The organism is Nodosilinea nodulosa PCC 7104, assembly GCF_000309385.1.
Lineage (GTDB): Bacteria > Cyanobacteriota > Cyanobacteriia > Phormidesmidales > Phormidesmidaceae > Nodosilinea > Nodosilinea nodulosa.
Genome location: NZ_JH976537.1, coordinates 3,852,670 through 3,875,755, shown reverse-complemented (window position 1 = coordinate 3,875,755; position 23,086 = coordinate 3,852,670). Strand labels below are relative to the sequence as shown.

Below are 23,086 nucleotides of genomic sequence, written 5' to 3'. Positions count from 1 at the left end.
CTTTTTAACGAGCCTTCAACACCCCTCTAAAGCTAGAGGCCGTAATGCGGGGCTGTCCATCGCTCATTTCTACGGTGAAGGTGCGCTCTTCTCGCTGGGTGGAGCCATCGGGGTAAACGTAGGTGTTTTCGCCCACCAACTGGACGGCATCGGCCGTCTGCCCGGTTACCCGCAGATTCTCAACCGAAACGTGATCGAATTGAGCGAAAAAGCCGGGGTCAAACTGCTGCGCCAGAGGGCCGCTAAACTGCGATCGCGCCGCATCCCAATTTTGATTAGACACCGCACTGTACAGGGTCGCGATGGTGGCCTGGGCCGCCTGTGGAGTCAGCTCACTTTTGGGCGCTGGGGATGGTTCTGAAGGTGGCGCTGGGGATGGCTCTGGCGCGGAGTTCTCGGGGTTCGTTACCACGGGTTCCGGTGGGGCGGCAGGTTCCGCAGGTTCGACCTCAGCCGGTTCATCAACGTCGCCAGGGGGCGTGGTTGTCGCCTCGTCCTGGGGTTCAGTACTTGCCGTAGGAGCATCCGTGGGAGTGGCTGCAACCGAAGGAACGTCAGGATTTGAAGTAGAGGCCGAGCGCCAGACCTGCCAGCCGACGAGACCCGCGATCGCGACGCTAGCCCCCGCCGCAAGCGGCAGCCACAGGGCAGGCGCCGACTTTTCTCGCCTCGTTGCTCTTCTCTGGGCCGGAGCCTGGGGTGCTGTAAGTTGGGTTCTTTCTCGGCGACGTCCCACAGCCACCGTTGGGGCTGCCTGGGTAGCTCCAGGCGCGTAGCTGGGAGGGGCGATCGCCACCGGAACGTACCGGCTCAAGGCTGGGGGCAGAGCCCTCAGGGCGGCGAGGGCCTCGGCGGCGGTAGCGTAGCGGGTACGAAAGTCGTAGCGCACCATGGTGTCCAGCACCTCCAGCAGCGCCGGGTGAGCATTGGGGGCATAGCGCCGCCACTCTAGCTCGCCGCTGTGGGGATCGGGATGGATTTCGGTCGGTGGACAACCGGTTAGGGCCTGAATTCCCAACATGCCAACGGCATAGATATCGCTGCTGAACTGGGGTCGCCCGGCCACCTGCTCGCTCGGCATATAGCCCTGGGTGCCAATCGAAATCGTGTGGCTGAGGCCCGATCGCAGGGCAGTAGCCTGGTTACTCATCTGTTTGACGGCGCCAAAATCAATCAGCACGAGGCGGCGATCGCTGGCGCGGCGAATCAGGTTCGAGGGTTTGATGTCGCGATGGATGACGCCGTGGCGGTGGACAAAGGCCAGAACCCCCAGCAGATCGCCTAGAAATGTCGTCACCTGGGCCTCGTTCCAGGGCGTGCCCAGCTCGTCGGCCAGGGAATGGCCTTCGATATACTCCTGGGCCAGGTAAAATTCCTGGTTTTCCTCAAAGTGGGCCAGCAGCCCCGGAATCTGCGGATGCGACCCCAGTTTGGCCAGGGTTTGGGCCTCGGTATCGAACAGCCGCCGCGCCACTTGCAGTTCCTCAACGCTGCTCACCTGGGGCTTGAGCTGCTTCACCACGCACAGCGGGTGCCCCGGCAGGTGCAAATCCTGGGCGCTAAAGGTCTGCCCAAAGCCCCCCGCCCCCAGGGGTTGAATCAGCCGATAGCGCCCCCCCAGGGGTCTCGACTCGGGCTGAAAATTAGGGGAAGACACAGGCATGGGCAGGGGCAGCTAACGGGGTTGAACACCAGCGTAGCTTTAGTTGATTCAGAAGCAAATGTATCTGTGGACACGAATGCCCAACGGCGGCGGCGCGATCGGCAACAGGGCAGATTAAAGAAAATCTGAAAACTGCCCGAGGAAGCTGAACGTGCTACCGTTCGTACCGCCGCAGCAAGATAGAATGCGTTCCCAGCCGTTGTTCCGCCAGCGAAGCGTCCCGCCCTATTGCCGCCAAGAGGCCCACATTGACAGGGGCTAGGAAACCTCCATACTAATTGTCATAGGATTAGCCGCCGCCCCCTATCTCCACAGCCATCATGATTGCCCCCAGCGATACCCACGTTTATCCTGTGCTCTGGCAAGACGACCATCTGGTGCTGATTGACCAGCGCCAGCTGCCGGAGCGCTATAACATTGTGTCGATTCACCGCTGCGACGATGTGGTGCGATCGCTGCGCTCCGGCATTGTTCAGGGCGGCTCGGCCATGGGGCTGGCGGCCGCCTACGGCCTCTACCTGGGGGCCAACGAAATCCACACCGACGACCCGGTGGCCTTCTGGGAGCGGATCGAGGCGATCGGCGACCAGTTTAAGCAAACCCGCCCCGACAAAGCCCATTTACAGTGGGCGGTGGACAGCATGCTGGCGGTCGTTCATCACTCCCAGGCCTCCATAGACGAGGTCAGAGGGCAGCTGCTGGCCCAGGCCCAGGCGATGCAAGCAGAAGACTTTAGCCTTTGCCACGCCATTGGCGACTACGGTATTCAGGAGCTGCCCAGCCGTCCGGCCAAGCTTACGGTGCTAACCCACTGCAACCACGGGGCCCTGGCCACCTCGGGCTACGGCACCTCCCTGGGCATTATGCGATCGCTGTGGAAGGCGGGCCGTCTGGAGCGGGTCTACGCCGCCGAAACTCGCCCCAGCCTACAAGGCTCGCGGCTCACCGCCTGGGAATGCGTGCAGGAGGGCATTCCGGTGACGGTGATTACCGACAGCATGACCGCCCACTGCATGCAAAAAGGGCTGATTCACGCCGTGCTGGCGGGGGCCGATCGCATCGCCGCCAACGGCGACACGATCAGCAAAATTGGCACCTACAGCCTGGCCCTGGTGGCCAAGGCCCACAATATTCCCTTCGTGGTGGCGGCTCCGGTGTCAACCGTCGATTTTACGGTGGCCAGCGGGGAGGGCATGGCGATCGCCGAACATGCCGCCGAGGAAATCTATCGACTGGGCGAGCGGGTCACCTCCCCCAACGGTGCCGAGTTCTATAATCCTGCCTCCGACGTTACGCCAGCTCGGCTGATTACCGCGATCGTGACCGAAAAGGGGGCCGTTGTCCCCGACCAGCTTGACACCCTGAGGGCCAGCTAGGGCGGCCCAGACCGTTGACTTTTCTAGAGCAAACATAAATCCTCCGCCCAGCATCATTATTATTAGGGGGATCGTCGCTCCCATCCTATTTTCGATAGCCCCAGCCATGCCTACCCTGCGCCCCCCAGCCAACGTTTCCAGGTATTTGCTGACGGTTGTGGCCGTAACCGCCGCTGTCCTGGGGGTGCGCTTTCTAATCACCTGGGCTGCCGAGGTATTTTTAGACCCCATCCCAATCCTGGGCGGCTGGCTCAAAAGCCTTGAGATCGTTGAGCTGAGCGTGGTTTTGCTATTTGCCATCCTGGGGTTTGGGCTGGGCAGCGCCACCCGCCACCTGTCGGCCAAAACTCCCCTGGGGCTCAAGTCTATTGCCCTGGTGGTGGCGCTGCCCCTGGTGTTCTTTAGCAGCTACTGGCTGCGGCACTACCTGTGGATCAGCCACCTGACCGCGGAGTCCACCATGACTCGCCAAGAAATTACCGCCCTGGCCAACCAGGCCCTCAGCCACGAGGGGGGCAAAACAGGGTTTTGGGGCTACTACACCACCACCACCCGCATGCCCATCTTGCCCGACACCGTAGCCGAGCTCCAGCGCATGGCCGAAGATCAGAAGTGGTTTCGCTCAGAGCTCACTCGCTTTAGCGGCATTGAGCCAGGGGTATTTTCCATGATTTTTGACGGAGCCGGGTGGGGCATACGCCTCTTTTATATGGCGTTAGCGTTTCTCACCGGGGTAATTTATTTTTTCAAAGGCCTGGCCGAGGCCGATGCCGCCCGACTGCGTAAGGTCGCCCAGGGTAGCGCCCTCCAGCGCAAAGCATGACCCTGCTGACGGTGCGAGTCAAGCCCAACGCCAGGGTTCAGCGGGCCACTCGACTCGACGATGGCAGCTGGCTGCTGCACCTCAAAGCGCCACCCCAGGATGGCAAGGCCAACCGGGAGCTGATCGCCCTGCTGGCCCAGGAGCTGGGGGTAACCAAGGCCCAGGTAAAGATCAAATCTGGGCAGAGCGGCCGCACCAAGCGAGTTGAAATTGATGACTGACGGTGAGGCCCGGCCATGACAGCGGCTGTTATTTTGGCGGGGGGCCGCAGCTCTCGTATGGGCCAGGACAAGGCGCTGATTGCGGTGGGGACCGAACCTCTGATTCAGCGCACCTGTCGGGTAGCGCTAGCCTGCGCCGACCCTGTGTATGTCGTTGCGCCCTGGCCCGATCGCTACCGCCCCCTGGTGCCCAGTGCCGTGCATTGGATCGAAGAGCGCGCCTCGCCAGAGCGGCCCGAAGCCTCCCAGGGGCCGCTGGGGGCGCTGGTGCTGGCGCTAGGTCTGCTGCGCGATCGCCCCCAGTGCCCCGAGTGGGTGCTGGTGCTGGCCTGCGATATGCCCAATCTCTCGGCGGCGGCCCTCAACAGCTGGCGAGCCGATCTGGCCACAGTTCCTTTGCCCTACCTGGCCTACCTGCCCCGCCGCCAGCACCGCTGGGAGCCGCTGTGTGGGTTTTACCGCACGGCGGCCCTGGAGCCGCTGCGACAGTATGTGACAGCGCCACTGGCAGCCTCCAAAGAGCCAGCGCAGGGGTCAAAAGTTGGCCCCAGGGGGCGATCGCTGCAAGCCTGGCTCCGCCAGCATCCGGTACAGCCCATGCCCCAGGTGGAGGATGCCATGCTGGCCAACCTCAACACCCCCGCCGATCTGGAGGCATGGCAGCGATCGAGTCAGTCAGATAGCTAGCCCACCAAACCCGCCGGGCTGGCCTCGGCGGCAGTCCCTAGTCGGCCTGTTCAGGCCCAGCCGTGGCGGTGTCGAGATCGGCAGCGGGCACCTCGGGGGCCGGGGAGAGGGCCTGGGGCCAGGGGATCCGGCTGTCGGCGGCAATCAGGCGGGCAATTTCGCGCGCGCCGTAGCGGTTGACGTGGCTGGGGTCGGCAAACAGATGGGACTGCCAGCGCCATATCTCCAGCAGATCGACCAGGGTGAGGCTGCCCTGGTTGGCCCAGCCCTGCAAAAAGGCTTGAAACTGACGCTCGTAGACCATGCGCACCCCGTCTAGATAGTCGTTGCTAAGGGGCAAATTGACGAATACCAGCGGAATATTCTGGCTTTGCAAAAACTGCGTCACGGCCTCAAAGGAAACCGTTTGCACACCGTCTAACCGAAAAGGGCGGTAGTCGTTGTCGTAGAGGCCCCGCACGTGGGGAAAGTGGCGGTAATACAGGGCTGGGTTGAACTGGTCATCCACGGCCAGAAACCCCTGGGAATTGATGGCGCTAACGGGGGTTTTCTCGGCGGCGTCAGCCGTTGTAACGGCCCCTGACGCTCCGGCTTCAATTTCAATGTCTTCGACAGATTCTCCGACAGGTTCAGAGTCTGGCCCGGGCGCGGGTGGTGTCTCTAGCGCGGGTGGTGTCTCTAGCGCGGGTGGTGTCTCTGGCTCGGGGACTGTGTTTGGCCCAGGGGTCACCTCGCCCTCGGTGTCGGGTTCTGGCCCGGCAGCGGCAGTTTTGTCGGCGGGGGGGGCGATCGCGGTCGCCAAACTGAGGGTGCTGCCCTCGCGCACGGCGGCGTAGCCAGGGGAAGCCAAAATTTCGGCAAAGGTGCGGTCAAAGCGACTGCTGTTCAGGGCGCGAGAACCCTCAGCCCAAATAATCAGGCGCGGGTACATGTCAGGGGCCAGCAGCTGCCGGGTGACAAAACTGACCACCTGGGCCGTAGCTCCGTTGACGCTGAAGTTATACACCCGCAGACCGGAGTAGCCCTCCAGGGCCAGCGCCTGTTGCAGCACCTGCGGGTCTACGCCTTGCAGCGATCGCGAGCTGCCCACAATCAAGACATCCGGCGGGCCGAGGGTAGCCACGTAGGAACGATACAGGCTGACCTGCTCATCGAGCACTGTGCTGCCCAGGGCTGGAAACGCCCTGGACACCCCCTGCTGGGCAGCCTGCTGCTGAGCCAGGTAGAGGTTTTGCTGGTACTCCCGAGCCCGGCGCTGGCCAAACACCTGCCTGGGATCATCCGTGGGCAGATCGTGCAGTTGGGCTACCGATCGCCCCCAGGCCCCGGCCACCTGCTGCCACTGGGCAGCGGTGGTAGCGGTGGCGGCCAGCTGCGTCGCCCGATTGGCTTCACCTACGGCTTGCTCCCAAGGGTCAGGGGCAGGCGAAACAGCGGTAGCGGGCTGCCCCGATACAGCGGGGGGAGCGAGGGGCCGGGAAGACCCCGTACAGCAGGTGATTAAAACGCCTAGCACTACAGATGCCGCTAGCCCGCCACGGGAGGTGAGGAGATGAATCATGGCAGAGATCAGAGCGTAGGTAGGAGGAGATCTAGCTGAAGTCGGCGGGCCAGAGGCAACACCCTCCACTACAGCTTAGAAAATTACAGTTTAGAAAATTGTGCGGTCCGGCGAAAGCGCTGGGGCTGAGACAATCAACCCCAGCCCCCTCTGGGCCTGAATTCCCTGGTTTTTCTAAGTTTATAGTGGGAGCAGCACCCCGGCCTGCCGACTGTTTTTTGTAAATCTCCTATGCCAGACCCCATCGATCGCCTGCTCAAGCCCCACATTCAAGATCTGGGGGGGTTCCAGGCCCGCCGATTGCTCCCCCACGAGCACCGCATGATGGTGGGGCCATTTATTTTTTTTGACCATCTTGGTCCGGCTCAGTTTGGCCCAGGGCAGGGCGTCGATGTGCGGCCGCACCCTCACATTAACCTGGCTACGGTCACCTATCTGTTTGAGGGGGCGCTGCGCTACCGCGATAGCCTCGGCACGGTGCAAGACATTTACCCCGGCGCAGTGAACTGGATGGGCAGTCCTGACCCAAAGGCCCCCTAGGGAAGGATTTTATTTTTTTGGCTACTCTGCAATAGTAGGGCTGTTGCCCAAGCCGTTTTTAGCAGGAGCACAGCAGTCGGTGGTACCCCTTAAAGATTACAACCCAGGTCAGCGCACCCCCTACGTCACCTACGGCCTCATTGTGCTCAACGTGGCGATCTTTATCTACGAACTGAGCCTGCCGGCCTACGCGCTGACCGACTTTTTTCACGCCTGGGCGGTAGTTCCCGAGGAGTTTTCGACCAGCCTGTCCACCGGGATTTCAACGGTCAATGCCGAAGAATGGCTGACGGTGGTGACCAGCCAGTTTCTCCACGGCGGCTTTTTGCACGTGGCGGGCAACATGCTCTACCTGTGGATCTTTGGCAACAACGTCGAAGACCAGATGGGGCACCTGCGTTTTTTGCTGTTTTACCTGCTGTGCGGGGTGCTCGCTAACCTGACCCAGTGGTTTTTTGCCATGGGCTCAGAGATTCCGTCCCTGGGAGCCAGCGGTGCGATCGCAGGCGTTATGGGCGCCTACATCTTCCGATTCCCGGAGGTGCGCATTCTCACCCTGGTTCCCCTGGGGCCGTTTCCCCTGCCGCTGAAAATTCCGGCCCTCTTCTACCTGGGCATCTGGTTTGCCCAGCAGGCGGTCTACGGCTTCGCCAGCCTCAGCGCCCCTACCATGATTGGCATGGAGGGGGGCGGCATTGCCTACTGGGCCCACGCCGGGGGCTTTGCCATTGGCGCCCTGCTGGGGCCATTGTTTGGCCTCTTTAGCCAGCCCGATGCGGAGGTCACTGCCGAAAGCCCCGGCGTAGAATAGGCGGGAGCATGTGCCAGAGCGCTGGGACAGTACTTAAATACAACCCCATCTAATTAACATAATTAACAACCCCAACCTGTTGCCCTAGCTTCGCTAGGGCAACCCTCGGCTTGCGGCTCCACCGCTCATTGCAGGTTTATTGGCACAAGTTCGTTGACAATGCCGATCGCAAGGAAGCAGAAGAGCCAGGGAGAATAGACGGCTCTGGTAGCGAAAATATCCGACGAAGTTTGCTTTCTCTCAAGGGTGCAGGGCTGCACTTCAATCCTGAGGTATAGCTGTGGTCAGTCTGGTTAAGACATGTCTCCTATGAACGTTCAAGCGTTTGAACGTTCATAGGGTGTCTGGATGTCCTAACCAACGTGACTCTGGCTAGATCTTCTTTCCCAGAAACCTCCTCGGCTTCTTTAGCCCAATTCCTCCAGAACTCCTAGCGGCTCAAGGCAGGGTCGCTTTGCGCAGAACAACTCCGCCCTTGCGAGACGGATGAGGAGTTGTTACATTAGTTTACGCATCGTAACAATGGGTAATATAAAATGCCTGTTGTTCACAGTTAGCGGCGCGCTGATCTCGCGGGCGGGGGAAGCGTTGGAGTAGTGTCGATGGATAAAAACAGCCTTATGGATAGTCAGTCCATCACCATAACCACGGCTCAGGTCCTGGACCTGTACGCCGCTGGTCGGCGCGATTTTAGCCAGTTCGACTTCCACGAAGCCTGGATGCCTGGGGTAGCGCTCCCCGGCATTAACCTGAGTCAGGCCAATTTGGGATCGGCCAACCTGGGGTCGGCCAATCTAAGTGGGGCCACCCTAAGCAGCTGCAACCTGTGGCGAGCCAGCCTGGCAGGGGCAAGTCTGAGAGGGGCCAATCTGGCCCGTACGGTAATGATTCGCGCTGAGCTGAGCCGAGTTGATCTGACCGAGGCCAATCTGCGCTGTAGCGATCTGCGCCTGGCCAATCTGCGCCTGGCTACCCTGCGCCACGCCGATCTCCGCCACGCCGACCTCAGCTACACTGACCTGTACGGGGCCGATTTAACCGCCGCCGACCTGCGCGGGGCCAACCTGACAGGGGCCAACCTGCGCAGCGTAAACCTAGCGATCGCGCGGCTAGAGGGGGCTCACCTCGATCGCGCCTGGCTAGACGCCGCGCCCCAGCCCCCGGAGCTATCTTCCACGTACTAAATCTTCACCAGGGTTTTGCACGGCCGCCAGCGCCCGCCGCAGCTGGCCGCCGTGCTGTGCCAGCTGCCCGGCAGCCGTTTCAGCCTCCAGGCCGCCCAGGTGCATCATCAGCGCCAGCTTCACCTGCTGATGGCTGCGATCGAGCAGATCGGCGGCGGCTTCGCGGTCTAAATCGGTGAGGTCGCAGAGAATGCGCAGGGCGCGATCGCGCAGTTTGGTATTGGTCACCGCCACATCGACCATGCGGTTGCCGTAGACCTTGCCCAGGCGCACCATGGCCCCCGTCGAGAGAATATTCAGGGCCATTTTGGTGACCGTGCCCGCCTTCAACCGGGTAGAACCGGCCAGCAGCTCTGGCCCCACCAGCAGGCGAATGTCGATGTCGGCCTCGGTCGGCACCTGGTCGGCGGGCACGCAGGCGATAAAAACCGTGGTGGCACCGCGCTGATTGGCAGCGGCGATCGCCCCCCGCACGTAGGGGGTGGTGCCGCCAGCGGTAATCCCGACCACGACGTCTTTGGGTTGAACGGCGCGATCGGCGATCGCGGCGGCCCCGTCTTCGGCCACATCCTCTAGCCCCTCAGAGCTTTTCACCAGCGCCGCCGCGCCGCCCGCAAGAATGCCCTGCACCAGGTCCGGCGGCGTGCAGAAGGTGGGCGGGCACTCTGCCGCATCGAGCACCCCCAACCGCCCGCTGGTACCAGCACCGATATAGAACAGCCGCCCGCCCTGGGCCAGCGCCGCCGCCGCCGCGTCAATGGCCGCCGCCAGGGCCAGCCGCGCTGCGGCAATGGCCGTCAGGGTGCGCTGGTCTTCCTGGTTAAACAGGTCCACCAGCTCCAGGGAGCTGAGCTGGTCTAGCTGAGCACTGCGGGGGTTGGCTTGCTCAGTCAGCAAATGGCCGCGATCGGCGGGGTTGGAGAGAAAATGAGCGGAAGAACTAGCAGGCATGGGCAAGCCTCCCCAGAGGCAATAAACACTCCTGCCAATGTAGAGGATCGTGCCCCTAGCGCACAAACCGAATTGCGCCATAGTGCACTGGCTTGCCCTCCGAAGCCCGCACCGCCGCCACAATACAGCTCACAATTTCAAACAGGGTCAGGGGCACTACCAGCAAAAACCCGACCAAAACAAACATCAGAGCAATTGTGATCACCCAGGCGACAAACATCGTGAGCTGAAAGTTAAGCGCCGCTTTAGCCTGCTGCTGAACGTAGGCCAGATTGGAAGCCGCGCTGGCCCCGGCCCCTTTGACTAACAGCAGCACCAGGGGAGCCACCACCCGCCAGGGCAGCAAAAATGAGCCGCCCCAAAACAGCGGCCAGCCCCCTAGCCATTGACTGCCCAGCACCAGGTAGCTGAGCACCGGAGCCAGATGGGCGAGGGCGATCAAGGTCGTATCCGAAGGAATCGGCCCCAGAGAGCGATCGCCCTCTGGGGCCAGCCCCGGACGGTCGAGAGCGGGCTGATTGGGCTGGGCCTGGGGCACCCAAGCAGCCCCAGGCAGCGGGTCCAACCGATCGGACGGCGGCAGCCCGTCGTCTGGGGTCGCCGGAGCAGGGCCGGGGGGAGGAGCAGCGGCAATGTCTTCTGTGGGGCTGACCGCCGGGGAAGACAGCCCCCCCTCTAGCGCAAAGCTCTCGCACCAGTCGGCATTGGGGCAGCCCACCCGGCGGGCCGTTACCCACACCGTATGGACGGGGCAGGTGAGGCCCAGGCGCAGCAGTCCGCGCCGAATGGGGGGCACAACCTGGCTTTGGCCAAGGGCATTGTCTGACTCCAGATCGAGGTGGAGATCGGTGCCCTGCCAGTACCCTCGGGCCACAATGCCTTGATCCGCCAGCGATCGCGTAATCAGCTGGGCGATCGCGCGGGCATCGCCCTGGCGCGCACGGGCGATAAGGGTGGCGAGGAAGGGGGTCATAGCACAGCGGGTCTAGAGCAATTTCTCAAGCTGCTGACGCATACGATCGAGCTCTCCCTGGGAGAGGCGAGCATCGGCTTCAGCGACGGAGCTGTCGGGGGCGGGGCCAGAGCTAGGCTGGTCAGGATTCCAGAGGTGCTCATCGAGGTTGTGATCCGGGGGCACCGCCAGCGTCCCTTCGGGAATCAGGCGATAGCCGTACCCAACCGAGCTGCAAAACTCCTCAATTTCGGCTTGCTCAAAACCCTCCACGGTGGCTTCCGGAAAGTCTTGGGCCTCCAGCATCAGAGCGTAGCGGGTCGCATCGTCCTCGTGCTCAAACATCAAAATCAGATTTTGCCCGTTAACAGTTTCAGCGTGAATCCCCTCGTTGTCGGTGCGGGCGTTGAATAACAGCACGTACACCACCATGGCCATCTCTCACAAACAGGTCACTTGTTTACTGTACTGGGCACCTTGCCCCCAGGCCAATCCGAAGTTAACCCTTAGCAACTCGAGATACCCCAGCATCGAGCATGGCCCCCTGGGTGGCTTTTGGCAGACCAACGTCGGTGCTTTCTAGTAGACTGCGGCACAAGTGGGGGGGCTATTGCCAATTGCGAGGGAGCAGGGGAGCTAGGGAGCCAAGCGAGCTGGAATAGTCGGCATGTTTCCGCCTCAGAGTGCTAGGTTGTGCTTCCTAAAAGATGACAAGGCCAGGATCGGGCGGAGTTGTCATCGGCCCTAAACCTGCCAACGCCACGACTTGAACAATCTCCGCCTGGGTGACCGAGGCTTGAGTAGCATCGCGATCGCAGCCAGAGCGGCTCCAGCCGAAGGTTGCCGAGCCAAAGGTTCCCTACAAAGAGGCACCGCTGATCTCAGGGCGAACAAAATTCACCGCCCCGCCGTCTAGTTTCACATCTGGAACCTCTGGGCGAGGGTATTTGGCCCAGAGATTCTAGCGATATGGGCCGAGCGCCAGACCCTGACCAACCGCTAGCCAGCGAGACCGCGATCGCAGACAATCGCCCTCGGGGTCCCCGAAGGCTAGCCATAGTCCGCTATATCTAGCGTAGAGTTAGAGCTGTGGCTATAGTCACTCAGGTTGGGACATCCAGAGGCGTTTGAGCGTTTGAGCGTTTTGATTGGAAGAAAATGTCTTCACCGGACTGGCTACGGCTTTACCAGAACTAGGCGGCGGCGCTTAACAGAAGTAAATACACTGCCCCAGAGATTCTGGTCAACCCTGCGATCGCAGCAGCTAGGCCCGCAGATTTGATCGGCGCAAACCATCAGCTGAAGGCCGAGAAAATTGGGGACGGGGAGTAGGCAGAAGTCAGGGAGTTCATTACTATGTTGGGTGTTCTGCGGTGGCGTAAACGGGTATGACCCCTTCTCAAGAGCCAGAGCCTTCTCAAGAACCAGAATCGCCCCAGGAGCCAGACGCAGGCGGCGGCAGACCCTGGCTGACATCAGCCCTGGTGGTCGGTTCGGGGCTGCTGGTGCTGGGGGGCAGTACGGTCCTAGGCGGCTGGCTATGGAGCCGTAACCACCTCATTCCCTGGCTGTCAGCCCAGCTCTCCGACACCCTAAATCGTCCCGTAGAGCTGGGGCCGCTAGAGCAGATTGGGCTGTCGGGACTGCGGGTGGGGCCGTCGACCATTCCAGCCACCGCAACCGATCCAGACTCGCTATCCCTATCGGCAATGGAGCTACGGTTTAGCCTGCTAGATCTGTGGCGGCGAAAGCTGCCCCTCAGCCTCACGCTGGATCAGGGCAAGCTTTACCTGGAGCAAAACGCCGCCGGGGACTGGATCAACCTCGATATCGATCTGCCAGAGCAGGATCCCAATCGCAATCCAATTATTGACGTTAGCCTCGACACGGTCAACGTCAACGGCGGGCAGCTCACCATGGTGCCCTACGCCAGGGGTGGCGCGAAACCAGTGCAGGTGGCGATCGACGACCTCCAGGGCCAGCTTCACTTCAAAGACGCCCTGATTGCCGTGCCCGAGGATCCAGAGTCTCCCCTAAAAACTCGACAGCTCGATTTAACCTTAGACGGCAACTCGGTTCAGGGGGGCAGCCTGGCCCTCAAGGGGGCCGTCCTGCTGCCCCCGGCTAACGCTAACGCTGTCTCCAGCGACAGTACCGACGCCACGGCGGTGCCGGGGCCAGGGCTGAAAGCCAATCTCAACCTGCGCACCCAAAAGGCCCGAGCCACAGACATCATGCCCCTGGTGGACTCCTTTCTAAAAAACCCTCTGCCGGTTCAGTTTCCCAGCGGCGTTGTCAGCGGCCAGGTAGACATTGAAAGCGGCAAAGGCGTGCCCACCAGCATTGTCGGCACCGCGCGCGTGGAGGAGGGTTCGGTGGTAACCCGTGGGATGCCAGCTCCCCTCCAGGATTTACAGGGAAATGTGAGGTTTCAGGGCCGGGTGATGCAGTTTGAAGCGGTCACGGCCCGCATGGAGGACCTGGCCGCCAGGGCAGGCGGCACCATCGACCTGGATAAGGGCTATGACCTGAGCGGCCAGGTTAACCCCTTTACGGTAGAGCAGGCTGCAAAGCTGTTTGAGGTGGCGCTGCCAGTGCCTGCGACGGGTAGCTTTTTAGCCAACGTCGCCATGACCGGGCCGCTCAATCGGCCCGTGATTGCCACTGATGTCTTTTCTAAAGGCCCGGTCACCATCGACCAGGTCGCCTTCGCCAAGGTAGAAGCCAACACCACTCTGAAAGCCCCCAACCTCATCATCGACAGCTTTCAGGCCCAGCCCCAGGCCGGGGGGTCTCTGACCGGGAAAGGCCAGTATACCTTTGCCCAACCGGGCCAGCTGGCCCTCTCGCTAACGGGCGATCGCCTTCCCGCCGATGCCGTGGGCCGGCTCTATGGTCTGCCAGAGTCCGTTGCCCTGGGGCCAGTATTTTTAGAAGCAGAGGTCAACGGGCCAATCGACCAGCTGGGGGGCAAAGCCCACTGGCGCGCCCCAGCGGGAGACTACCCTGCCCAGGGCTATATTCTCCTGGCAGACAACACCCTGCGCTTTACCGACACCTTTGTGCAGGTGGCCGGGGGCACCCTGGCCGGCATTGGCAGCCTGGGGTTGACCGACCGCCGCTGGGAGTCAACCATCCGCGCCGAGGGCGTTCAGCTCAACCAAATTGGCGCTGGTGTGGATGGGGTAATCAATGGCGTCGCCCAGTTTAACGGCACCCTAGACAACGGCCTCAGCGGTGTCCAGGGGCAGGGAGTTGCCCAGGCCGTGCTTGCTGGTGGCACGGTCAACACCCGTGCTACCCTCAGCGGCAATCAGTGGGTCGCCGATGTGCGGGGCCAAAATCTGCAAATGGCGGCCTTTGCCCCCGACCTCCAGGGCACCGCTGCGGGCCAATTCCAGTTTCGGGGCAGCACCAGTGACCTCAGCCTGGCCGGGGTCAGAGGCGAGGGGCAGCTGGTTCTCTCCGATGGTTTGGCCACAGCGGCCGGGCGCGCGCCACAGCTGTCCCAGGTGCGGCAGCCCCTCACCGCTGACCTGGCCTGGAATGGTCAGGCGATTCAGGTGCAGCGGGCCAGCACCGCCGGATTGCAGGCCAGTGGTTTGATCACGCCGCAGCTCAGCGGCCCCGGTGCGCCCGCTATCGCTAACCTCGACCTCAACCTCAGTGTGGATGGCTTTAGCCTGGCGGCACTGCCCCTGCCAGAGATCATTCCCCTGGCGGGCAATGCCTTCTTTGACGGACGGCTGCGGGGGCGGCCCGGCGCCCTAGTCCTGAGCGGCAACGCATCCCTGGTGGGGCTGACCGCTGGCGATTTGGCCTTTGCCTCTCCCCTCAGCGGTCCGGTTAACTATACCCAGGGCGGCCCGCTGGCGGTCGACCTGACCGGCGGCGGCGATCGCGTCTACGTGGCCAGCGCCCAGGGCGATGGTCCCCAAGGGCCGGCTTCCAACCAACGCGACCTCACCTTTGAGGTCCGCAGCGGCGAGGCCCTAGCCACAGGCTATACCCAGGCCGACACCCTCTACGCCAGCGTCGAAAATCTTCCCATTGATGACCTCAGACTGCCCCAAGCGGGCGTCAACGGTGTTGGCCGCGTGGGCGGCCTGATCACCTCGGCGCAGATTGTTGCCAACCTGCGCCAGCCCACCCTGCGGGCCACCTTCGACATCCAAGATCCCAGCATTAGCTACATCCGGCTGCCGACGGAAACCACCGTTGTGGCCATCGATCCCAACGCCCCCGAGCGCCCGGCCGAGGAAACCCGCTACGGTCGTCTACGGGGCACCGTTACCTACGCCAACAGTGTTTTTGGCCTGGCGGGAGTGACGCTTGAGTCAGCCTCGGGGCTCAGCCGCTACCTAGTCAGCGGCACCTACGCCCTGGGCGATACGCCCCAGATCAACGGCCAGCTGAAGGTTGAAAATGGCCAAATTCAAGAGATTTTGCAAACCCTGCTCATTTTTGAGCGGTCCGATTTTCGGTTCAATATCCTCCAGCCGCCCGACTGGTATCGGCCCGCCACCGCCGCCGATGTGGCCTCCCTGGAGGAAGTTAAACCCGTGGGCGATCGCAAGGCCAGCCTGCTCGACCAGCTGCGCCGCCTGGCCGAGGTCCAAGAGCTGCAAGACATGCTGGCGGCCCAGTCCGAGGCCGCCCCACTACCGCCGCTAGAAGAACTGGTGGGCAGCTTCTCCGGCACCGTCACCGCCAGTGGCGCGATTCCCGACGACCTCAACGTCACCTTTGACCTGGCCGGGGCCAACTGGGTCTGGGGCAAGCCCGATGGCAGCAACGGTGCCGTCTATCGGGTTGACGAAGTCGTGGCCCAGGGCAGCTACCAGGACAGCGTCATTCGCCTCAACCCAGTCAGTCTGCGGTCAGATTTTTCAGATTTTTCGGCGACAACCCAGCAGGGGGTGGCCCTGGCTACCCTCAACGGCGAGTTTAGTCTCGACCCCGACGATGCCGAAAACCACACCATGCGTTTAGAGGTCAGCGACGTGCCCCTAGAGGCTTTGCGCCAGCCCCTGCGGCTTCCCGACAACCTCAACGGCCTCATGAACCTGGGGGCTACCCTCACCGGCACCCTGGCCAATCCCCAGGTGCGCGGACAACTGGCGGTCAACGAAGCCACCATAAACCGCAACACCATTGACCTGGCCACCGCCAACTTCAGCTATGACAAAGCCCGCCTCAATCTCATCAGTCGAGTCGCGGTCAATGAGCAGGTCGAAGATCCGCTGCGGCTGGTGGCCAGCATCCCGCTACCGCTGCCCGGTCTCAGCCAGCAGCCCGAGACCGATACGGTCAACATCACCCTCCGCATGCGCGACGACGGCTTTGCCCTGATCAACCTGCTCACCCAGGCCGTCACCTGGGAGTCAGGCTCAGCCAATCTCAACCTGGCCGTGAAAGGCCGGTGGCCGACGAACAAATCAATTCAAGAGGCGCTTACCACTCTCAGGGTCACCGGAGAGGCCAATCTGGACGGCGTGACCATTAGCTCCCGCAGCCTGCCCGAACCTCTGACCAACATCCAGGGAAAAATTCAGGTGGTCGATAGTTCTGCCACCGATGTGGCCCGCTCGGTCTACACCGACGGCCTAGTGCTCGATTTTCAAAATCTACAGGGTGACTTTAGCAACGGCAAAGTGGTCGCTGAGGGCAATCTCAAACTGCTGCCCTCGGTGCAAGATCTGGCCCCAGGGCTCTTTGACAGCAGCAGCACCGCCCTGGCCCCGGAGGGCGATCGCCCCTTTCACGTTACCCTCGACAACATTGCCCTAGACCTGCGCAATCCCTCGGGCACCTACCGGGGGCGGGTAGACGGCAACGTTACGGTGGGAGGCAGTGTATTTTTGCTGCCCCCGGTGGTCGACGGCGAGATCAGGCTCTCCAACGGCGTGCTGACGCTGCCTGACGCCCGCAGTGGCGCCACCCCTGCGACCTTTAGCGCCACGCGCGAGCCCAGCATCTTCGATCCGATTCCCCCCGTGCTCGACAATTTTCAGCTGGTCTTGGCCGACAATGTACGTCTTGCCATTCCAGGCATTGTCGATGTGCGCGCTGAGGGATCCCTAGATTTGGTCGGCACGGCCCCAAATATTAAGCCCATTGGCCGCATCAACCTGCCCTCAGGCCGGATTAACCTGCTGACTACTGAGTTCCGGCTCACCGGCGATGAAAACTACGCCGAGTTTAGCGACCTAGACGAAACCATTGACCCCTACCTGGTGGCCACCCTGACGGCGGCCGTGCCCGACAGCGCTGGCGCTGGCGCGTCCCTGTCGACGGCCACCCCCTTCCCCCGCAACGAAATCAGCGAGTCTAGAATCGATCAGCTGGGCCTGACCCAGGCGGGGGTACAGACGGTCAGAATTCGCGCTACGGTCAACGGTCGGGTCAGCCGAGTGGTCAACCTGCAAGGGGTAGAGCTAAGCAGCTCCCCACCCCGCTCCGAGGGCGAAATAGTAGCCCTGATCAGCGGCGGTTTTTTAGCCGCCCTGGAGTCTACCCTGGGCAGTGTGTCGGGCGGCGGCGACGGGTTTCAGGGGCTGCTGGCCTTTGCCGGATCGGCCCTGCTCAACAACCTGCAAAATATTTTGGGGTCGGGCCTAGAGCGCACCGATCTGCGTCTGTTTTCGGCATCGCCGCCGGGCAGCCAGCAATCGGGAGCCATCGATATTGGGGGTGAACTTGGGTTTAATTTTTCGCCCAGCATTTCGGTATCGGTGCAGAAGGTGTTTACGACCGTTACTCCCGCTGTCTTTAGCGTGCGCTATCGCATCAATGACCAGATCACCCTGCGGGCGATCACCAGCTACGAGCAGTTTAATGAAAACACGGGGGCAATTTTAGAATTTCGGTTCTAGCCCGGCGGCGAAAGAGTGCCTTTGCCCCTGTATCCCCTGTAAGGTTAATGCCACAGGTTAATTCCAGAGGGGCAATGTCCCCCACTCCACCGCTGTTTACCACCTATGAATCCCAAGCTACCTAACCCTTCCCCACCGCCTGCCACCGAGGATGAGATTGCCCATCCGCCCAGCGGCGCTGGGCCGCGCTGGCGATCGCTCTGGTCTGGTCAGTGGGGAAACCTGCGGGTGCTGGCGATCGCGCTGGCGATCGCCCTCACCGTTCGGGTGCTGATTGCAGAACCCCGCTATATTCCCTCCAACTCCATGGACCCGACCCTGCACATCGGCGATCGCCTGCTGGTCGACAAAGTCAGCTACCGCTGGCACCCCCCCCACCGGGGCGACATCGTGGTGTTTGCCCCGCCGCCGCAGCTCACCCGCCTGGGCTACGAACCCAGCCAGGCCTTTATCAAACGCGTGATTGGCGAGCCGGGCCAAACGGTTGAAGTCGTGCAGGGACAGGTCAGAATCGACGGGCAGCCCCTGCAAGAGCCCTACATCCTAGAGCCCCCCGCCTACGCCCTAGAGCCGGTCACGGTGCCACCGGGGCAGGTCTTTGTCATGGGCGACAACCGCAACGACAGCAACGACTCCCACGTGTGGGGCGGGCTGCCCCAGCAAAACATTATTGGCCGCGCTCGGTTCCGCTTCTGGCCCCTCGATCGCCTCGGCCCCGTCGGCTAGATCCAGGGTCCTCTGGTCTTTTCAGCCGACCGTAAGCCGTTCTAACGTCTGCTCTTACCCGGCCTGGGCTCTGGCCCAATGGCGTACTGCACTACCACCACAGGCGGAAGGGTTGTGTAAGATCAAAGCGGTCTTGAGGAAGCCCCTATGCTCGTACAGCTTGTTCGTCCCCTGGTGCGCAGCCAGGTTCAAATGCTCGCCCAGGCGCAGTCAGCCAGCGGCAAACTGGTGGGCATGGTGTCTCAGTGGCTGGGCTATTTGGGCATCCATGCGGAGGTTACCCAGCTGCAAACCACGGGCAACCGCATTCAGGTATCGCTTTGCGTGGGCAAACCCGAGCAGTGCACCGAAGCCGAGTGGCAGCAAATTCTCAACAACCTCAACCAGGATAGGACTACTACGGCCGAAGAAGACGCCCTCACCTATGCGGCCATGTCCATTGCCCAGCAGAGTAAGGTGCAGCGGCTGCTGGCGTCCATTCTCCAGGCCAGTGGCCAAGACCCCATCGCAGAATGGGCCGATCTACAGCCCCGGCTGACGGCCATGGGTATGGACCAGGCCATGCTGGTGGGCATCCAAAGCGCCCTAAAAGTCCCTATGCCCATGGAACTTTTGGTCGAGCAGCTAGAACCCGAGGTGGCCGCCTTTGTGCTGTCTAAAGCCATTCACATCGCCCTGCTCGACCACCAGATCAGCCAGGCCGAAGACACAGCCCTCAAGGCTCTGCTCAACGCCGTCGATCGCAAGGTAGTAGCCTAGGGCGATCGCTCAGAGCGATCTTCCCCGTATCATTCTCCAGCCTGTACGGCTCGCCCAGTTTCCCTTTGCTCTCCTCCTATGGATTCCGCCGCCGTTCTCTTTCACCTTGCGTTTCCCGTAGCCGACATTCCTACCACCAAAGAATTTTACGTCGACGGCCTGGGCTGCCAGCCAGGGCGAGAAACCCCCAACTCCCTCATTCTCAACCTGCACGGCCACCAGCTAGTGGCCCACACCACCGCTGACCTGGCTCCCCAAAAAGGCATTTACCCGCGCCACTTTGGCCTGGTATTCATGGCCGAGACCGACTGGGAATCTCTGCTGCACCGGGCTCAGGGGCAAAAGCTCAGCTTTCACCAGGGCGAAAAGCGGCGCTTCCCCGACACAACGCTGGAGCATCGCACCTTCTTTTTGCAAGACCCCTTCTACAACCTGCTGGAATTTAAGTACTACTGCCACCCCAGCGCCATCTTTGGCGAGGTTGACCAAAAGCAGGTGGGGGACGCTGAATAGATCGCTAGGCGGGGAATGCGATCGCATGGCCTTCATCCGTCGATCGCACCCAACAGCTCAAGGAGAATTCGAAGCAAGAAGATATCGGCCTAAATCCAGCAGCTGTGCCGCTGTAGGGTGGGCTATGATGAAGCAGCCGGGATTTTGATTTTGTTGCGGCTACCAAGCTCTTCTACAAAGGCTTGAGCAGCGTTTACCCTATTCGTAGCCAGCCAAATACCTGCCCCACAGTCAGCATTAGAGCCGGAGCCAGGTCCGTCATGGTCAGCTCATTCTCTGCCGCTTCTAGGGAGGTGGGTAGCTGGTCAGGCAGGTAAACTTGCACCAAATTCTCGTTGGGGTCAACTAGCCACCCTCCCAGCCCGCCGTGGTTAAGACAGTGCAAAATGTTGCTCACCACCCGCGTGGAAGACTGCTCGGGGCTAAGAATTTCAATTGTCCAGTCAGGGGCAGCGCTAAACGTATTGGCAATGGTGCCATCGTCATTTGTGGGCAATCGCTGCCAGCGGAACGCAGACACATCGGGAATAATGGATCTGCCGCCAAACGTACAGCGTAGTTCGGGCAGGGCCAGAGCAATGCGATCGTCTTCAGTGACCGCATTGATAGCATTGATCAGTTTTTGCTGGATGCGGCTGTGCTGTCCCTGGGGCATTGGCTTTTGAATGATCTGGCCGTCGATGTATTCGCGCCCGGGCTTGGTCTCTGGCTGTTGCAGAAACTCAGCTAGGGTAATGGTTTTGGCAGGAGTTCGTACCATTGGCCAGACGGGTTGAATTGTAGCCATTGTAGACCGCTATCCCCTGCCTCCGTGCTAGGTTGAGGGGCAGCGATTTTTTGGCGGGCTATGCACAAAATTCCAGTTACCATCATTACCGGTTTTCTTGGGGCTGGCAAAACCACCCTGATTCGCCAGCTGCTGCAAAACCCCCAGGGGCGGCGCATTGCCGTATTGGTCAACGAGTTTGGCGAAGTCGGCATCGATGGCGATCTGCTGCGCAGCTGCCAGGTGTGCGACGAAGACGGAGCGGTTCAGCCTGCCGCAGCCAACATTGTTGAACTTACCAACGGCTGCCTCTGCTGCACGGTGCAGGAAGAATTTTTGCCCACCATGCAGGTTTTAATGGAGCGTCGCGATCAGATCGACTGCATAGTAATCGAAACCTCGGGGTTGGCGCTGCCGAAGCCTCTGGTGCAGGCCTTTCGCTGGCCCGAAATTCGCACTGCGGCCACCGTTGACAGCGTGATCGCCCTGGTCGACTGCGAAGCCCTGGCAGAGGGCAGCCTGGTCGGCGATCTGCCTGCCCTGGAGGCCCAGCGCCAGGCCGACGACAGCCTCGACCACGAAACGCCTCTAGAAGAGCTGTTCGAAGACCAGCTCCACTGCGCCGACCTGGTGCTGCTGACCAAGGTAGATAAGGTGAGCGGAGGCGATCGCGCCCGAGTGGAGACCTGGCTACACCAGCAGCTTCCCCGCCCGGTCAAGGTGCTCTCCATCGTCGGTGGCGAAGGTTCCAGTGCCATTAGCCCCGAGCTACTGCTGGGCTTCAACGCCGCCGTCGAAGACGATCTAGACAACCGCTCTAGCCACCACGATCACGACCATGACCACGACCACGATGACGACATCGTGGCTATTCCCCTTGTGCTGGACCAGGGATTTGACCCCCAGACGCTCATGGAAAAGCTAGAACACCTGGCTGCAAACCATGAGATCTACCGCATTAAGGGCTTTGTCTACGTTCCCAACAAGGCCATGCGGCTGGTGGTCCACGGAGTAGGCCAGCGGTTCGACTCCTTTTTTGACCGCCCCTGGCAGGCTGCCGAGCCGCGCCACACCCGTCTGGTGGTCATCGGCAAAGACCTAGAGGCCGGGGCCATCAGGGCCGCGATCGCCGCCTAAACCATCCCCCCTCCGCGATCGCCCCAGCCCGCATCTACTCGTCACCTACGCGTACAGACCTACGCGTACAGATCGGCCACATATTCTCCATAGCCGTTGTAAATCACCGTCGGCTGCTCCTCCCAGCTAAACATGGCCGTACTTTCGCCAATCAGGCGTTCCTTCTTCTGCGACCAGCGGGGGTGAGGTACGTCAGGCTCCACATTGGCCTCAAACTTGTACTCATTGGGAGCCAGGGTATTCCAGTAGGTGGCTGGCTGCTCAGCGACAAACTCAATCTTGACGATGGACTTAGCTCCCTTAAATCCGTACTTCCAGGGCACCACCATGCGCACTGGAGCACCATGCTGTTTTGGCAGAGTGCGACCATAGACCCCCACCGCAAAAAAAGCCAGTTCATTGGCCATTTCGTCCACGGTCAGCCCCTCAGTGTAGGGCCAGGGCAGGTCGCGGGCGAAGCCAAGACTGGGGCCAGGGGTTACCGCCGGATCATAGTAGGAGGTAAAGTGCACATACTTGGCCGCCGCCGTCGGCTCTACCACTGCCATTAGCGCCCGCATGGGGAAGCCAATCCACGGCACCACCATCGCCCAGGCCTCCACACAGCGAAATCGATAGATGCGCTCTTCCAGCTCAAAGCGCTGGGTCAGGTCGTCTAAATCGAAGGTAGCTGGATTTTTGACCAGTCCACCAACCTCCAGCGCCCAAGGATTCGTAGGCAGCGCCTGAGCGCTCTCCCAAATATTTTTGCTGCCGCCAAACTCGTAGTAGTTGTTGTAGCTGCTGGCATACTGCTGGGGAGTGGGTTCTCGCCCCGCATCGGCAAAAGCACTATTGCGGCGCACCCCGGCCAGCGGTTCCCCCAGGGTGCGCTCCAGGTCTCCATCCATAGCTTTAGAGCGCTGGCACCCCCCAGCAGAGGTTGCTGCCAAACCCACACCCGCCCCAATCAGCGAAGCTATAAACCGTCGCCGTCGCCAAAATATCTGCTCAGGAGTCACCTGAGCAGAAGACCGTTGCCAGTCAGGGCGTGCCTTAAAAAAAACCATGCGACGTCTGAGGATGAAGGGCGGCGGGGGAAGGCGACATCAGCGATCGCCAGCGTCCTTTTATCCTGTCATGTTCGCAGCGTCCATAGATGAGGCTGGAGTGAGAAACCAGCCGCCGGGCAATCAGCTAGGTCGATCTTGCCCAATTCAAATCAGAACTTATGTAACACTTCCATGTCCGTCCTGGTAAAAACACGGGCATTGATGCAGCGGCCCTGCGGGAATTCAGCTATTTCCATCGAAAGCAAAATAAAGCTCGACTAGCTCGGCCGCATGAAATTCAGTAATTTAGCTAAAAGTTCACAGAGCTGTAGGTATTTTGCAAACAAAGCCCAACCCCTTATTTCATAAGGGTTAGCCACCGCCAGGAACCTGGTCAATCGGCCTCATAGGCAGCTGATTTTGCCGCTTTGACGCCACTAACACGAGCGCTTTTGAGAATAGAATCAGCAGCTTCTATACTGGTTAGGCGAGTCCAGGGTTTATCCGTAG

General features: G+C 61.2%; 18 protein-coding genes and 1 pseudogene. 12 read left to right on the top strand and 7 right to left on the bottom strand.

Translation table 11 applies throughout. The features are described from left to right. Window positions 1-4: 4 nt before the first annotated feature. A complete protein-coding gene (locus tag LEPTO7104_RS37125; protein ID WP_017299955.1) occupies window positions 5-1,663 on the bottom strand; it encodes a serine/threonine-protein kinase in 1,659 nt (552 codons plus the stop codon). 320 nt (window positions 1,664-1,983) lie between these two features. On the opposite strand from LEPTO7104_RS37125, the gene mtnA reads away from it, so the two are divergent. The 4 genes from mtnA to LEPTO7104_RS0117870 all read left to right on the top strand — a co-directional run bounded on the left by mtnA (window position 1,984) and on the right by LEPTO7104_RS0117870 (window position 4,770). After that, window positions 1,984-3,039, top strand: a complete 1,056-nt coding sequence (gene mtnA / locus LEPTO7104_RS0117885; RefSeq protein WP_017299954.1) for an S-methyl-5-thioribose-1-phosphate isomerase — start codon at window positions 1,984-1,986, stop codon at window positions 3,037-3,039. A 106-nt stretch (window positions 3,040-3,145) separates the two neighbouring features. Further along, on the top strand, window positions 3,146-3,862 hold the full coding sequence (locus tag LEPTO7104_RS0117880; RefSeq protein ID WP_017299953.1) for a hypothetical protein: 717 nt from the start codon (window positions 3,146-3,148) through the stop codon (window positions 3,860-3,862). Further along, complete coding sequence (locus LEPTO7104_RS0117875; RefSeq protein WP_017299952.1) at window positions 3,859-4,083, top strand: DUF167 domain-containing protein; 225 nt, start codon at window positions 3,859-3,861, stop codon at window positions 4,081-4,083. The genes LEPTO7104_RS0117880 and LEPTO7104_RS0117875 overlap by 4 nt, the downstream gene beginning before the upstream one ends. A gap of 15 nt (window positions 4,084-4,098) precedes the next feature. After that, window positions 4,099-4,770, top strand: a complete 672-nt coding sequence (locus tag LEPTO7104_RS0117870) for a molybdenum cofactor guanylyltransferase (RefSeq protein WP_026072823.1) — start codon at window positions 4,099-4,101, stop codon at window positions 4,768-4,770. Window positions 4,771-4,807: 37 nt separating this feature from the next. On the opposite strand, the gene LEPTO7104_RS34395 is transcribed toward LEPTO7104_RS0117870, so the two are convergent. Then, entirely contained in the window at window positions 4,808-6,331 is a 1,524-nt protein-coding gene (locus LEPTO7104_RS34395) for a hypothetical protein (protein WP_017299950.1), read from the bottom strand. Window positions 6,332-6,562: 231 nt separating this feature from the next. Between LEPTO7104_RS34395 and LEPTO7104_RS0117860 the strand changes: the two are divergent. The 3 genes and pseudogenes from LEPTO7104_RS0117860 to LEPTO7104_RS34390 all read left to right on the top strand — a co-directional run. Beyond that, window positions 6,563-6,844: pseudogene (locus LEPTO7104_RS0117860) on the top strand (pirin family protein); the annotation flags it as partial. Window positions 6,845-6,950: 106 nt separating this feature from the next. Further along, on the top strand, window positions 6,951-7,682 hold the full coding sequence (locus tag LEPTO7104_RS0117855; protein ID WP_026072822.1) for a rhomboid family intramembrane serine protease: 732 nt from the start codon (window positions 6,951-6,953) through the stop codon (window positions 7,680-7,682). Window positions 7,683-8,284: 602 nt separating this feature from the next. Further along, window positions 8,285-8,866 carry a pentapeptide repeat-containing protein gene (locus LEPTO7104_RS34390; RefSeq protein WP_017299947.1) on the top strand — a complete coding sequence of 194 codons (582 nt, stop codon included), beginning with the start codon at window positions 8,285-8,287 and terminating at the stop codon, window positions 8,864-8,866. Here the strand turns inward: LEPTO7104_RS34390 and murQ are convergent. From murQ to LEPTO7104_RS0117835, 3 genes are read right to left on the bottom strand one after another with little or no spacing between them, the layout of a single operon-like run. Beyond that, a complete protein-coding gene (gene murQ, locus LEPTO7104_RS0117845; RefSeq protein WP_017299946.1) occupies window positions 8,849-9,817 on the bottom strand; it encodes an N-acetylmuramic acid 6-phosphate etherase in 969 nt (322 codons plus the stop codon). The two genes, LEPTO7104_RS34390 and murQ, sit on opposite strands and share 18 nt — an antisense overlap. Window positions 9,818-9,872: 55 nt before the next feature. Then, a complete protein-coding gene (locus LEPTO7104_RS39440) occupies window positions 9,873-10,790 on the bottom strand; it encodes a DUF4870 domain-containing protein (protein WP_017299945.1) in 918 nt (305 codons plus the stop codon). 12 nt (window positions 10,791-10,802) lie between these two features. Further along, complete coding sequence (locus LEPTO7104_RS0117835; protein WP_026072821.1) at window positions 10,803-11,201, bottom strand: DUF3110 domain-containing protein; 399 nt, start codon at window positions 11,199-11,201, stop codon at window positions 10,803-10,805. 956 nt (window positions 11,202-12,157) lie between these two features. Between LEPTO7104_RS0117835 and LEPTO7104_RS0117830 the strand changes: the two genes are divergently transcribed. The 4 genes from LEPTO7104_RS0117830 to LEPTO7104_RS0117815 all read left to right on the top strand — a co-directional run bounded on the left by LEPTO7104_RS0117830 (window position 12,158) and on the right by LEPTO7104_RS0117815 (window position 19,642). Beyond that, window positions 12,158-17,644, top strand: coding sequence for a translocation/assembly module TamB domain-containing protein (locus tag LEPTO7104_RS0117830; protein ID WP_017299943.1), 5,487 nt, complete (start codon window positions 12,158-12,160; stop codon window positions 17,642-17,644). A 105-nt stretch (window positions 17,645-17,749) separates the two neighbouring features. Further along, window positions 17,750-18,370 (top strand): signal peptidase I, encoded by a 621-nt coding sequence (gene lepB, locus LEPTO7104_RS0117825; protein WP_017299942.1) that lies wholly within the window; start codon window positions 17,750-17,752, stop codon window positions 18,368-18,370. 147 nt (window positions 18,371-18,517) lie between these two features. Beyond that, window positions 18,518-19,129, top strand: a complete 612-nt coding sequence (locus tag LEPTO7104_RS0117820; protein ID WP_017299941.1) for a hypothetical protein — start codon at window positions 18,518-18,520, stop codon at window positions 19,127-19,129. Window positions 19,130-19,207: 78 nt separating this feature from the next. Then, window positions 19,208-19,642 carry a VOC family protein gene (locus tag LEPTO7104_RS0117815; protein ID WP_017299940.1) on the top strand — a complete coding sequence of 145 codons (435 nt, stop codon included), beginning with the start codon at window positions 19,208-19,210 and terminating at the stop codon, window positions 19,640-19,642. 193 nt (window positions 19,643-19,835) lie between these two features. Here LEPTO7104_RS0117815 and LEPTO7104_RS0117810 read toward each other — a convergent pair whose 3' ends face one another. Further along, window positions 19,836-20,402 (bottom strand): Uma2 family endonuclease, encoded by a 567-nt coding sequence (locus LEPTO7104_RS0117810; RefSeq protein WP_017299939.1) that lies wholly within the window; start codon window positions 20,400-20,402, stop codon window positions 19,836-19,838. 87 nt (window positions 20,403-20,489) lie between these two features. Between LEPTO7104_RS0117810 and cobW the strand changes: the two genes are divergently transcribed. Beyond that, window positions 20,490-21,545 carry a cobalamin biosynthesis protein CobW gene (gene cobW, locus LEPTO7104_RS0117805; RefSeq protein ID WP_017299938.1) on the top strand — a complete coding sequence of 352 codons (1,056 nt, stop codon included), beginning with the start codon at window positions 20,490-20,492 and terminating at the stop codon, window positions 21,543-21,545. Window positions 21,546-21,604: 59 nt separating this feature from the next. Here cobW and msrP read toward each other — a convergent pair whose 3' ends face one another. Further along, window positions 21,605-22,594, bottom strand: coding sequence for a protein-methionine-sulfoxide reductase catalytic subunit MsrP (msrP, locus tag LEPTO7104_RS0117800; protein WP_026072820.1), 990 nt, complete (start codon window positions 22,592-22,594; stop codon window positions 21,605-21,607). Between the last annotated feature and the right edge of the window lie 492 nt (window positions 22,595-23,086).

What these genes read in the sequence shown, in the direction of transcription:
- LEPTO7104_RS0117870 (WP_026072823.1), top strand. Translation starts at nt 4,099, where the DNA reads ATGACAGCGGCTGTTATTTTGGCGGGGGGCCGCAGCTCTCGTATGGGC.
- murQ (WP_017299946.1), bottom strand. Translation starts at nt 9,817, where the DNA reads ATGCCTGCTAGTTCTTCCGCTCATTTTCTCTCCAACCCCGCCGATCGC.
- mtnA (WP_017299954.1), top strand. Translation starts at nt 1,984, where the DNA reads ATGATTGCCCCCAGCGATACCCACGTTTATCCTGTGCTCTGGCAAGAC.
- LEPTO7104_RS0117810 (WP_017299939.1), bottom strand. Translation starts at nt 20,402, where the DNA reads ATGGTACGAACTCCTGCCAAAACCATTACCCTAGCTGAGTTTCTGCAA.
- LEPTO7104_RS34390 (WP_017299947.1), top strand. Translation starts at nt 8,285, where the DNA reads ATGGATAAAAACAGCCTTATGGATAGTCAGTCCATCACCATAACCACG.
- LEPTO7104_RS37125 (WP_017299955.1), bottom strand. Translation starts at nt 1,663, where the DNA reads ATGCCTGTGTCTTCCCCTAATTTTCAGCCCGAGTCGAGACCCCTGGGG.
- LEPTO7104_RS39440 (WP_017299945.1), bottom strand. Translation starts at nt 10,790, where the DNA reads ATGACCCCCTTCCTCGCCACCCTTATCGCCCGTGCGCGCCAGGGCGAT.
- LEPTO7104_RS0117880 (WP_017299953.1), top strand. Translation starts at nt 3,146, where the DNA reads ATGCCTACCCTGCGCCCCCCAGCCAACGTTTCCAGGTATTTGCTGACG.
- lepB (WP_017299942.1), top strand. Translation starts at nt 17,750, where the DNA reads ATGAATCCCAAGCTACCTAACCCTTCCCCACCGCCTGCCACCGAGGAT.
- LEPTO7104_RS0117820 (WP_017299941.1), top strand. Translation starts at nt 18,518, where the DNA reads ATGCTCGTACAGCTTGTTCGTCCCCTGGTGCGCAGCCAGGTTCAAATG.
- cobW (WP_017299938.1), top strand. Translation starts at nt 20,490, where the DNA reads ATGCACAAAATTCCAGTTACCATCATTACCGGTTTTCTTGGGGCTGGC.
- LEPTO7104_RS34395 (WP_017299950.1), bottom strand. Translation starts at nt 6,331, where the DNA reads ATGATTCATCTCCTCACCTCCCGTGGCGGGCTAGCGGCATCTGTAGTG.
- LEPTO7104_RS0117835 (WP_026072821.1), bottom strand. Translation starts at nt 11,201, where the DNA reads ATGGTGGTGTACGTGCTGTTATTCAACGCCCGCACCGACAACGAGGGG.
- LEPTO7104_RS0117875 (WP_017299952.1), top strand. Translation starts at nt 3,859, where the DNA reads ATGACCCTGCTGACGGTGCGAGTCAAGCCCAACGCCAGGGTTCAGCGG.
- LEPTO7104_RS0117815 (WP_017299940.1), top strand. Translation starts at nt 19,208, where the DNA reads ATGGATTCCGCCGCCGTTCTCTTTCACCTTGCGTTTCCCGTAGCCGAC.
- msrP (WP_026072820.1), bottom strand. Translation starts at nt 22,594, where the DNA reads ATGGTTTTTTTTAAGGCACGCCCTGACTGGCAACGGTCTTCTGCTCAG.
- LEPTO7104_RS0117830 (WP_017299943.1), top strand. Translation starts at nt 12,158, where the DNA reads ATGACCCCTTCTCAAGAGCCAGAGCCTTCTCAAGAACCAGAATCGCCC.